At 44.0% G+C, this 10,563-nt stretch carries 12 protein-coding genes; 2 read left to right on the top strand and 10 right to left on the bottom strand.

Translation table 11 applies throughout. The features are described 5' to 3' along the window. Positions 1 to 94: 94 nt before the first annotated feature. The 3 genes from AS158_RS06570 to AS158_RS06560 form a co-directional block, all read right to left on the bottom strand. Positions 95 to 1,045, bottom strand: coding sequence for a DUF362 domain-containing protein (locus AS158_RS06570; protein WP_081953057.1), 951 nt, complete (start codon positions 1,043 to 1,045; stop codon positions 95 to 97). Positions 1,046 to 1,110: 65 nt separating this feature from the next. Then, a complete protein-coding gene (locus AS158_RS06565) occupies positions 1,111 to 1,329 on the bottom strand; it encodes a hypothetical protein (protein ID WP_038052070.1) in 219 nt (72 codons plus the stop codon). A gap of 55 nt (positions 1,330 to 1,384) precedes the next feature. Beyond that, positions 1,385 to 1,933 carry an outer membrane beta-barrel protein gene (locus AS158_RS06560; RefSeq protein WP_038052072.1) on the bottom strand — a complete coding sequence of 183 codons (549 nt, stop codon included), beginning with the start codon at positions 1,931 to 1,933 and terminating at the stop codon, positions 1,385 to 1,387. An 84-nt stretch (positions 1,934 to 2,017) separates the two neighbouring features. On the opposite strand from AS158_RS06560, the gene AS158_RS06555 reads away from it, so the two are divergent. After that, positions 2,018 to 3,757, top strand: a complete 1,740-nt coding sequence (locus tag AS158_RS06555) for an ABC transporter ATP-binding protein (RefSeq protein WP_038052075.1) — start codon at positions 2,018 to 2,020, stop codon at positions 3,755 to 3,757. A gap of 12 nt (positions 3,758 to 3,769) precedes the next feature. Continuing rightward, complete coding sequence (locus tag AS158_RS06550) at positions 3,770 to 4,849, top strand: Xaa-Pro peptidase family protein (RefSeq protein ID WP_165304762.1); 1,080 nt, start codon at positions 3,770 to 3,772, stop codon at positions 4,847 to 4,849. Here AS158_RS06550 and folK read toward each other — a convergent pair. Genes folK through AS158_RS06515 form a run of 7 tightly spaced genes read right to left on the bottom strand, consistent with a single transcriptional unit; the run spans position 4,833 to position 10,538 of the window. Next, entirely contained in the window at positions 4,833 to 5,297 is a 465-nt protein-coding gene (gene folK, locus AS158_RS06545) for a 2-amino-4-hydroxy-6-hydroxymethyldihydropteridine diphosphokinase (RefSeq protein WP_038052079.1), read from the bottom strand. The genes AS158_RS06550 and folK overlap by 17 nt on opposite strands. Next, a complete protein-coding gene (folP, locus tag AS158_RS06540; protein ID WP_165304761.1) occupies positions 5,282 to 6,118 on the bottom strand; it encodes a dihydropteroate synthase in 837 nt (278 codons plus the stop codon). The genes folK and folP overlap by 16 nt, the downstream gene beginning before the upstream one ends. 3 nt (positions 6,119 to 6,121) lie before the next feature. After that, entirely contained in the window at positions 6,122 to 6,901 is a 780-nt protein-coding gene (gene folE2 / locus AS158_RS06535) for a GTP cyclohydrolase FolE2 (protein ID WP_165304760.1), read from the bottom strand. Further along, complete coding sequence (queD, locus tag AS158_RS06530; RefSeq protein ID WP_165304759.1) at positions 6,898 to 7,260, bottom strand: 6-carboxytetrahydropterin synthase QueD; 363 nt, start codon at positions 7,258 to 7,260, stop codon at positions 6,898 to 6,900. Before queD ends, folE2 begins: the two co-directional genes overlap by 4 nt. A gap of 10 nt (positions 7,261 to 7,270) precedes the next feature. Beyond that, positions 7,271 to 8,521 (bottom strand): HD domain-containing protein, encoded by a 1,251-nt coding sequence (locus AS158_RS06525; RefSeq protein WP_165304758.1) that lies wholly within the window; start codon positions 8,519 to 8,521, stop codon positions 7,271 to 7,273. After that, positions 8,518 to 9,042, bottom strand: a complete 525-nt coding sequence (locus AS158_RS06520) for an NTPase (protein WP_165304757.1) — start codon at positions 9,040 to 9,042, stop codon at positions 8,518 to 8,520. The genes AS158_RS06525 and AS158_RS06520 overlap by 4 nt, the downstream gene beginning before the upstream one ends. Then, positions 9,039 to 10,538 carry a hypothetical protein gene (locus tag AS158_RS06515; protein ID WP_165304756.1) on the bottom strand — a complete coding sequence of 500 codons (1,500 nt, stop codon included), beginning with the start codon at positions 10,536 to 10,538 and terminating at the stop codon, positions 9,039 to 9,041. Before AS158_RS06515 ends, AS158_RS06520 begins: the two co-directional genes overlap by 4 nt. Positions 10,539 to 10,563 lie beyond the last annotated feature (25 nt).

Here is a 10,563-nt window from a genome sequence, read left to right as displayed (position 1 = left end):
CCCCCCTTTTTGAGAATGATTCTCAAAAAAACCACAGATTAATTTTATCACCATCACGTGAATGGTTTCAATATATACTTTTTCTATATAGCATCTATATGAGTCTTCTGACGAGTCTTATAGCGTCCTGAGGACAGACCTCATGACAGACGTAGCATCTTATGCATTTCTGGTAGTTGATTCTCTGGGAGGAGATATCTATGGCCGAGGCGGGGCATCGCTCCTCACAGAGCCGGCACTTCACACACTTTCTGGTGTCGATCTTTGGATACTTCACGAAGAATCTTGAGAAGGTTCTAGAGAGCCTATCAAGAGTCGAGACGGTGGAAGGAAGTTCTATGGAGGCGTGGAATGTTCCTATGGTTTCATAATTGGGGACTATTCTCTTCTCTCTCGCTTGTTGAACTGTGTAAACAACGTGATCTATTCCTAAAGCTTTGCAAATAGCGTCGTCGAGAGCGAAAGCGTTTTTCGAAGCAGCCACAAGGCCAAAGTGTTTCTTTCTTCCGTTTGTGGGGCCGTTTCCTTCCATGCCTTCCACACCGTCGAGGATCGTGAGAACTGGAGATACGATTCGGTGAATGTCTATCAGCAGATTCGCAAAATCGTCGTAATTCTTTGCTCTCATATGCCAAGAAGATTTTTCAAGTCCCACCACACATCCGAAGGTGTTTTTTACTCCGAGTGTCATAACCATTTGAGAGTGGGTCTTTAACTTTGGAAGATTAACCACCTTGTCTGCTTCGAGAACTTTCCTGGAGATTTTTATCTTTTGAAACACCTCTCCATTGACTTCCACCGGATCGTCTAAAGGAACACATGGGACGCCCAGATTTTCACAAACATCCTCAACACCTGTGACTTTCACCACTCTTTTGAAACTGCTAAAAGCTGGACTGTCCGCCACAAATGGTTTTGTACCGAGATCAAGCAGAAATTCGAGAACAGTTTTCAAAATAATAGGATGAGTTGTAACTGCTTCTTCGGGCTTTCGAGCGGATATGAGGTTGGGTTTGACAAGAACCTTATCGGATGGTGAAAACAGGTAGGAAAAGTGCTGGTCAAGGAGTTCTCTGAGCCTTGCGCTGACTTCTTCATAACTGGAGATGTTCAGGAACCAGACCTTTTCCAGATGATATCCCTCCCGTCTTTTATGGTCTCAATGTCAGATGGGATGTTAAGCTTTTCTTCTTTAAGTATTTCAATTATGAGATCTTTTGGAAGAGCCGTTTCGATCCATATTTCAGAGATATCGACGGTTTTTAACTCACGGACCGCTATCTTCTGAAGTGCTTTTTCTATTCCTTTCACGTATTTTTCCTTGTCCATCTACATCACCCCAAAATAAAAGGGGGCAGATGCCCCCGTTTCTCTCTGAACTTCGTCAGAAATTGATTTCAAAGTTTCCTCCTACGGGGACTGCGATCACGTTGTTTTTCTCGTAGATTCTCATTTCAACACCGGCACCGAGTCCAACTACAAGTCCTTCGAAGTCTCTTGTGTAGCTGGCACCGATACCAAAGACCCAACCGAATCTACCAAAATCGAACTTGTTCATAGGCCAGCTGGGACCTCCGAAACCTCTTATGACAACTCTGGATTCTCTGTCGAGTTCAATGGAATACTTGAAAACAGCAAATAGATCGAGTGCGCTCTGGCTTGGAGTCGCATCAACAGAGAAAAGAGGAGTAGCGTCAGTACCGAGGAGATATGCAAAACCAAGTCCAAGACCCAGCTCCATATTCTCTGCTACTGGATACGTGAGATCGATACCAAAATCCAAGTAATTAGCGGCCGTGGCATCAGAAGTTGTAGATGTCGCAGAAATGACAAAATTATAATTTCCAAAGACACTAACCTTCAATTCTTCCAACGAGAAAGCGAACACTCCCACTGCTACTACCGCGAGAAGAATCACAAGAAACTTTTTCATGAAAACTCCCTCCTTATAATGAAATTTTCCATGTTCAATTATAACACACAGAAGTGGTAAAATATCAAGACAGAGGTGGTGATTTTGAGCCCAGAAAGGTTTCTGCTAAGGTACGCTAAAAAATACTGGTATCTTTTTCTTGTAGGAACTGTGTTCTCTCTGATTCTCACGGTGCTGGAAGTCCTTCCACCCCGTTTGATGAAAACGGCGATAGATAAGTTCCTTATTGGGAACACCGTTTCTTCGGTTGAACGATTGAAAGGGATTGTGTTAACAGCTTTCTTTATTCTGGGAATTAATACCCTTTCCTTTCTGGTGGGGTTTGCGAATTCTTATGTAACAGGTTACGCAGGCTCAAAGATAGTTCTTCTGATGAGAAAAGATGTGTTTTCCCATGTTATTTCTCTTCCGTATTCTTTTTTCACAGGAATACCTTCCGGAGTGGTTACCACCAGGATCGTTAACGACACACAGAATATCCAGGAGTTCTTCTCTTCCGTTGTGACCAGCGTGATTATGGATGTTCTCCTTTTGGGAGCGGTTGTTGTTTCTCTCATCCAGCTCAGCCGAGAACTTTTTGGCCACGTTTATTACCTCTTACCCCTCATCGTCATTTCGATCCTCCTGTTCAGATACTTCGACAGGAGGGCTTATCGTAAGGTCAGAACCAACCTTGCCCGTCTCAATGCCTTTCTGGCGGAACACATAGCGGGTATCGGCGTGATAAAAATTTTGAATCTGGAAAAACACAAAGAAAAGGAATTTTCCACAGTAGCCACAGAGTATTACAGGTCACTGATGGAACAACTCTACGTCTTCGGTGTCTTTCGTCCTCTCATGGATTTTCTTTACTTTCTTGGAGTGAGTCTTGTTCTGTGGTACGGTGCCAGATATATCGCGGATAAAACCCTTGGCTTCGGTTCTCTATACGCTTTTGTGTCTTACCTTGATATGTTCTTCAGACCTCTCAGAGATCTCTCCGAAAAGTACGATATAATCCAGAATTCCATGGCTTCCTCCGAGAAAATTTTGAACCTCTTGAAAGAAAAGCCAGAGGTCACGGGAAATTCAGATGGACCGGATAAGATATCAAAAGGTTATGTTCGTTTTGAGAACGTATGGTTTTCTTACGATGGGAAAAACTGGGTGTTGAAAGACATAAATCTGGATTTTCAACCGGGAAAACTGTACGCAATAGTGGGAGAAACAGGTGGTGGTAAATCCACTCTCATGAGCTTGATAAATGGTCTTTACATACCGCAGAAGGGAAGCATATTCATTGATGAGATTCCGCTTCTGGAATACAATTTAAAGCTTGTGAGAAAACAAATAGCGGCTGTCCCGCAAGATGTACTGCTGTTTAGTGGAACGATTCTCGATAACATCAGGCTTTTCGATGAAAACATACCGGAAGAACGGGTTCTTGAAGCCCTGAAAAAAGTCCATGCTCTGGATATAATAGAGAGGTTACCTGGAGGTGTTTATTACGAAATAGTTGAAAGAGGAACTACTCTCTCAGCGGGTGAGAGACAACTCATAGCGCTCGCGAGGGCTGTTTTGTTTGATGCGAAGATTTTCATTCTCGATGAGGCAACAAGCAACGTAGATGTTATAACAGAGACAAAGATTCAGGAGGCCTTAGAGGAGCTTTCAAAGGATAGAACTGTGATAATGATCGCACACAGACTCTCTACTGTGAAAGACGTCGATGAGATAGTGGTAGTCCACAATGGTAGGATTGTAGAGAAAGGCAATCACTATGAACTGTTAGAGAAGAGAGGATTTTACTACAACCTTTACAAGATACAGTTCGAAAATGCGTAGGGAGGGAAAACAATGGACAGATCAGAAAGATTGATTCAACTCATCTCCGAAAAAGAAGCAGACGCTTTTCTGATAATGAACATAGAAAACTCCGCCAAGGCATCTTCGGTTTATTTTTCCGGGTTCACCGGATCTTTTTCCATCATTCTCATCTCCGAAAACACGAGGCTTCTCATAACCGATTCCAGATACACAGTTCAGGCCAAGCAGGAAACGGATTTCGAGGTGAGGGAAGTAAAAGGTGGAGATTTCATTGATGTTCTCAAAAAAGCGGTGGATGATCTGAGAATAAGAACGATAGCCCTGGAAGAAGAAAGGATTTCTCTTTCACTTTTTCGGAGAATCTCGAGCGCCTTTGGAGATAGAAAGTTTGTAGGAATAGATGACGAAGTCAAACAAATGAGAATGGTGAAAGACGAAGGAGAAATAGAGAAGATAAAACGGGCAATAGAGATCTCTGAAAGGGCTTTTCTCGAAACGGTACAGCAGATCAGAGCTGGAATGACAGAAAAAGAGATCGCCGCACTTCTCGAGTACACGATGAGAAAAGAAGGAGCGGAGGGTGTGGCTTTCGACACCATAGTGGCCTCAGGATATAGGTCCGCACTTCCACACGGCAAAGCCTCGGACAAGGTAATTGAGAGAGGAGACGTGATTGTAATAGATTTTGGAGCTATATATGAGAATTACTGTGCCGATATTACCCGTGTTGTTTCCATAGGAGAACCCTCCGATGAAGTGAAGGAAGTTCACAGTATAGTTCTCAAAGCACAGGAAAGGGCTCTCAAAGTGGCAAAGGCAGGAGTGACGGGAAAGCTACTCGATTCGGCTGCCAGGGATTTTATACGGGAGAAAGGTTACGGTGAGTTCTTCGGGCACAGTTTGGGACATGGAATAGGCCTCGAAGTACATGAAGGACCGGCCATAAGCTTCAGAAACGATTCTCCACTTCCAGAAAACGCTGTTTTCACCGTGGAACCCGGAATTTATCTGGAGGGAAAGTTCGGTATAAGGATAGAAGAAGATGTGGTCTTGAGAGAGCAGGGCTGTGAAATACTCACCACATTGCCGAGGTCTATCTTCGTTGTCTGAGATCTTCCAGTAGTTCCCTTACTGTCTTTCCAAACACAGGATGGATTAAATCTGGGGCTATCTCACACAATGGTTCTAAAACGAACATTCTGTTGTGCGCGTCGGGATGGGGTATTGTGAGATCTTCCTCGTTAAGAACAAGTTCTTCATAGAATACGATATCAAGATCGATGATTCTGGGTCCCCACCGTATCGTTCTCACCCTTCCCATGCTTTTCTCTATCTGAAGGAGTGTGTTCAGTAGTTCGCGAGGAGAAAGAGAGGTTCGTGCAATGCAGACCGCGTTCAGGAACTTCGGTTGATCTTCGTAGCCGTAGGGATCTGTTTCGATTATGGTGGATACTTTTTCCACCTTTATCTCTCTTTTGTTCATCTCCTCAAGGGCTTTCTCTATGTTTTTCTGTCGGTCACCAAGGTTGCTTCCAAGCGCTATTACAACCTTTGCCAGAGTATCGCCTCCATCATTCTTATCACTCTCTTGTTAGGGAGAACGTCGTGTACTCGAATTATATCTACTCCTTTCAGTGTGCAGTACGCAGTGACCGCAAGAGTACCTTCGAGCCGTTCTTCAGGAGGCACGTTTCCCAAGGTGATTCCTATGAAAGATTTTCTTGAAGCACCTACGAGGATGGGAAGTTTGAACTCTTTGAACTCGTCGATTCTTCGAAGAATTTCGAGGTTGTCTTCGTATCTTTTCCCAAATCCGATACCAGGGTCCAGAATGATCTGGCTCACACCTTTTTCTTTTAAATGCTCTATTTTTTCTGAGAAGTACTCTTTTATCTCCTTCACCACATCCTCATAATGAGGATTTTCCTGCATTGTCTTTGGTGTCCCCTTTATGTGCATGAGAACGTAAGGGGCGTTGTTTTCAGAAACTACCCTGACGATATCTGGTTCGAATTGATAGCCGCTGATATCGTTTACGATGTCTGCCCCGGCTTCGAGAGCTTTCAAAGCTACCCTCCACCTGTACGTATCTACGGAAATTGGAACATCGGTTATCGATCTGATCGCTTTTATCACGGGAATCACTCTGTTCAATTCTTCTTCCTCATCGATGGGATCCGACCCAGGACGGGTGGACATTCCCCCTACGTCTATTATGTCAGCACCATCTTCTATCATCTTCTTTACAGCTTCCACCGCTTCGAGCACGCTCTGTTTTCTGGAACCGGAGAAGAAAGAGTCTGGTGTGACGTTTATTATTCCCATAAGCATTGTCTTTCCGAATTCGATCTTTCTGTTCCACGGAGTTGTGTAAACCACGTTTCATCCCTCCAGAACGAAATCTCCTTTCTCTACACATGCAAACGCATTGTGGTTGTGTATGCTCTCCATACTTTCCACATAGACTCTGTACCAGGTGATCCTTGGATCTTTCTCCAGTTCCAAGGCCACGTCCCTTGCCACATCCTCCACAAACCTGGGATTCTCATAAGCTTTTTCCGTGACGAACTTTTCGTCAGGCCTTTTCAGTAGGGTGTAAAGAGGAGAACTTGCGTTTCTCTCCGCTATTTCTACCAAATCTTCGAACCAGATGAACCTTCTGGTCTTCACCGTTATTTCAACAAAAGCCCTCTGGTTGTGAGCACCGTAATCGCTGATCTCTTTGGAACACGGGCAGAGTGTGTGAACGGGTGTTCTGACTCCAATTTTGAAAGAAAAATTCTTCTCCTTTTCTGCTTCAACAAAACAATCCACCTTCAACGGTGACTTCTTTCTGGAAACAGGAGACTCTTTCCATGTGAAGTAAGGAAAATGGATTTCCAGATGTGCCCTTTTTGCTTCCATGATTTTTATCAGGCTATCCAGGATCTCTTCGAAGATTTGAGGAGTTATCACTTCCAGTTTGTTTAAAACTTCTATGAATCTGCTCATGTGTATCCCTCTTTTTTCACGGTGAAGGTCCACCGAACAGCTTATCCGAGCAACGGTAGACTGGTATCCATCTTCTTTAAGAATCACCTTGAGAGGCCAGTGTAGATCCTTTATTCCCACCTTTTTCAGAGGGACCATTCTCGGGTCTTTTTCGTTCTGAACATCCTTCAAACCTTCTCACCCCTGTACACAACGCCGCTCGTTTCTGTCTCCCACAGTTCTATCTCGTGGAGCCTGACACCGCGTTTTTCCATCTCTTTCGAGAGCTGACTCCATATCCATATCGCTATTCTTTCCGTGGTGGGCTGGTCGAACATGTCGTTGAGATACGAGTGATCGAGTTTAGAAACAACCTGTTCTTCGACGATCTTTTTCAACTCAACGAAGTCCATGACCATTTCCTCTTCGTTCAGGGGGCCTTCTATCTTAACAACGAGTCTGTATGTGTGACCGTGGAGCTTTTCACATTTTCCGTGGTATTTAGTCAGGTTGTGTGCGGCCTCGAAAGAAAATTTCTTCACCAGGATCATATTCTCACCTCTAAAGAACATAGTTTCCGAATTTTTCGACCACTCTCTCCACAAACGCTCTGATTTCTTTTCTAATCTCTCTTCCCACCTCGATGCTGCTGAGATCAAGATCTTTCAGAGATGATTCAAGTAGCTCGAAGGCTTCTTGAGATAACTTTTTTTTCTTCACTTCTTCGTATACCATGTCCAAAGCTTTTTTCACGGGGGTCGCGGGTCTGTAGGGCCTTTCTTCTAAAAGTGCAGTGAACACATCGGCAACCTGGATTATTTTGTCTTCAAGGGTCATTTCTTCCTCTTTCAGTTTAAAGGGATAGCCGGAACCGTCGAGTCTTTCATGGTGTCTCACCGCAGGGAAAAACCAGTTTTCATCTTTGTAGGGGAGAAGGATGAGATAGGAGAAATAGACGTGCTTTTTCATAATAGCGTATTCTTCATCACTGAGTTTTGCTGGTTTTTCGAGAATTTTGTAACTCACACTGATCTTTCCAATGTCGTGGTACAGTCCAGCGATAAAGAGATCTTCGCTGTTTTTACCAGCCTTTTCTGCCATTTTCTCTGAAAAAACAGCGACTCTCCAGGTGTGGCTGGTAGTGAATTCACTTTTGGTATCGACGATGAACGACACGACTTTTCCAGCTTGAATCAAGTCTTTTTTACCACAGTCTGGACAGTTTCTTATGTAATCTTGTAGCAGATCTGTAGCACTGGACCCCTCAAGAATGTTCTCAAGCTGCCACTGGACGAATTCCGTGGTCAAGACCTCTTTGCAAGCTTCAAATATCTCCGGGAAGAAAAAGCTTTTCATATCTTCGAGAGCGATAATAATGTCTCTGGGTGAAGCATCCAAATTTACCATTGTGTATCTTGAAACCTGGTCCGAGATGAAGACAATGTTGGAGATCAGATTCTCTTCTGTTCTGTCCAGATACGTAGCGGGGAAATGATGTTTCAAAACGATGGGGGATATGGGCTTCAGTTTTTCAACATAATCAGTGATGAAACTTCCCAAAACGCTGTGGAGATGAAGAGGTTTGCTCGGGGTGTCCCGTACAATAACGAAGGTGTCGTCTATTTCATCCAGCAGCGTTTTCCCTTCGTATGGCAGAATCAGTCCCAGATCGTGGATCAATCCAGATAAGAATGAAACGTTGGAATCAAGATTCATTTTTTCTGCGATCTGAGCGGAAAGAAAAGCGACCTGAAATGAGTGTCTTCCCAGCGAAGGGATCGTTTTTAATAAATTAATCAACATCTGTATCATTGTTTTTCACCTCGATTGAATTTTAAAACAGACAGAATTTCGTTCAACAGAGAGTTACGATTTTTCTCGTTCAGCTCAAAGATGACGACATCATTTCTGTTTTTGATCTTTTCTACGAATGGATCGCTCGATTTCTTGATTGTGGCTACCACATCTTTCTCGCTATCGAAGATTTTTTCGACTACCTCCCGGAATTTCCTGGATAGGAGTTCCATCTTTCCTATCTCGTCTACGATGATCAGGTTTTTCTCCCGAAGGGCTCCTTCGAGCGATCTTACACCGATCTCTTCCAGGTCTTTTAGATTCACGTAGTATTTACCCACTCTGTATGGAGAAGGGAGGTCTGTTCTTGCTAATATTCCTTCCTCACCATCTAAGGTGATGATCTTGAAACCGATTCTTTTTCCGTCCTCTCTCATCTCTTCAGTGTAAAAGCCCCCTGCGTTCTGCAGGAGGCGTGATAGTTTCTTGATTAAAGTGGTTTTCCCGACACCTGGCCTTCCGGTGATCAGGATTTTCATTTTAATTCAACGCTGTTTAAAATCTTTTCAAACAGACCTTCCAGTCTCTTGAAGTCTTCTTCTGGAGCGTAGAAGCTCATGTAGAGGTACTGACCATTTTTCTCTGGAAATTGAAAGACCCAGTAAGTGAAATTCTGTCCAGTCTGATAATCCGGCATGGATGTTTCTACGAAGTTAACCTCATAGTTCGAAGTTCTGTAAACCTCACCGTTGAGTGGTTCTGTTTCGTAATGTGCTTCTGCGAAGATCAAATCAGCGATATCAAAAATGAAGTAGTGGATTCCTTCAGAAAGCTGATAATATGTGTAAGCAGGAACGTTCAATTTGAAGGTTTCTGTCTCGATGGTTTTCATTTTGGGTTCTCGAACCAGTGTAAAGGAGCTTTCATCCAGTTTCTTTCCGTCCGCGTAAACCACTACTTTCCAGTCACCGAACGCATCTTCTCTGAATCTGTCGGTTGTCATCCAGCCCCACACGCTGTCGTAATAATCGTAACCTGTTTCTATCGTTGTGGCAACGATGTAATAGACGTTTTCTCTAAGATTTCCATCTGGATCGTACCATTCCCATTTGAATATATGGGAGTTTTCGAATGGCTTTGTCGCGCTCCACATGACGATTCGTTTGTCAAAAGGTGTGAACGCAGTGTCTGTAGCGAAAGGCGCGTTTTCGTAGACACTTCTGCAAAGAAGGGATTCTGTGACGAAAACTTCTTCTGCTGCGGAACTTTCGAATTTTCCAGAAACGTTTTCAAAGGTCACAGTGGTTCCTTCCAGTGAGTGAAACGGATCTTCCAAGTTGGAGAACAGCAGTTGCAGTTTCCCTTCTACGAACTTTCCGTTGAAGGCACCATCCCAGAACCAAGACGGTCCCACGCTGCCGGTCGAGTCTGATTTTTTCCACCATCCAAAAATACCGTTTTCGATCACTATTCCTTCCAAGGTTTTCTCTCCAAAAGATCCTTCGAAGTGATTGCCGTTCTGGTACATCTCAAGCGTTCCATCCTGCGAGCTCCATCTGCTGAATCTGAATCGATCGTTCAAGTCGATGCTTGAGAGAATCTTCTCCAGAGTTTTTAAATCCTCGTCTGCGGGTTCTCCAACTACAAAACTCCAGAAAGCGAGATCTCTCATTCCGAGTGTAAAGGTCTGAACATTGAAAGAAAGGTCGTTTCCCTCAAACTTGTAGTATCTTCCCTTGAATCCTTTCCACTCTGTCTCACCCTGATCGACGAGAGAGGCATCTTGGGATAGTCCATAAACGAGTGCTACTTCGACACCTGTGTCGTAGATGAAGAACACACCAACTCCCTGATTGAGCGTCTGGCCATCACCCATTCCCTTGAAAACTCCGGTCGAATTGAAAGCCAGTGGAGGTGTTTCCTGCCAGTCCGACGGTTGCTGCCAGCTGATGGGACCGAAGGATCGTGAAACCCATTCCTGGGGCATTCCAAGGACCGCTAAAAGAACCAAACTGATCAAAGCAAGTTTTCTCACAATAAGACCTCCTCATAAAGTTTGC

The sequence above is a fragment of the Thermotoga sp. 38H-to genome, from assembly GCF_011057665.1.
Lineage (GTDB): Bacteria > Thermotogota > Thermotogae > Thermotogales > Thermotogaceae > Thermotoga.
This window is presented reverse-complemented; position numbering and strand designations above follow the sequence as displayed.

Coding starts and splice junctions, on each gene's coding strand:
- AS158_RS06565 (WP_038052070.1), bottom strand. CDS start 1,329: ATGGACAAGGAAAAATACGTGAAAGGAATAGAAAAAGCACTTCAGAAG.
- AS158_RS06560 (WP_038052072.1), bottom strand. CDS start 1,933: ATGAAAAAGTTTCTTGTGATTCTTCTCGCGGTAGTAGCAGTGGGAGTG.
- AS158_RS06550 (WP_165304762.1), top strand. CDS start 3,770: ATGGACAGATCAGAAAGATTGATTCAACTCATCTCCGAAAAAGAAGCA.
- queD (WP_165304759.1), bottom strand. CDS start 7,260: ATGATCCTGGTGAAGAAATTTTCTTTCGAGGCCGCACACAACCTGACT.
- AS158_RS06525 (WP_165304758.1), bottom strand. CDS start 8,521: ATGATACAGATGTTGATTAATTTATTAAAAACGATCCCTTCGCTGGGA.
- AS158_RS06520 (WP_165304757.1), bottom strand. CDS start 9,042: ATGAAAATCCTGATCACCGGAAGGCCAGGTGTCGGGAAAACCACTTTA.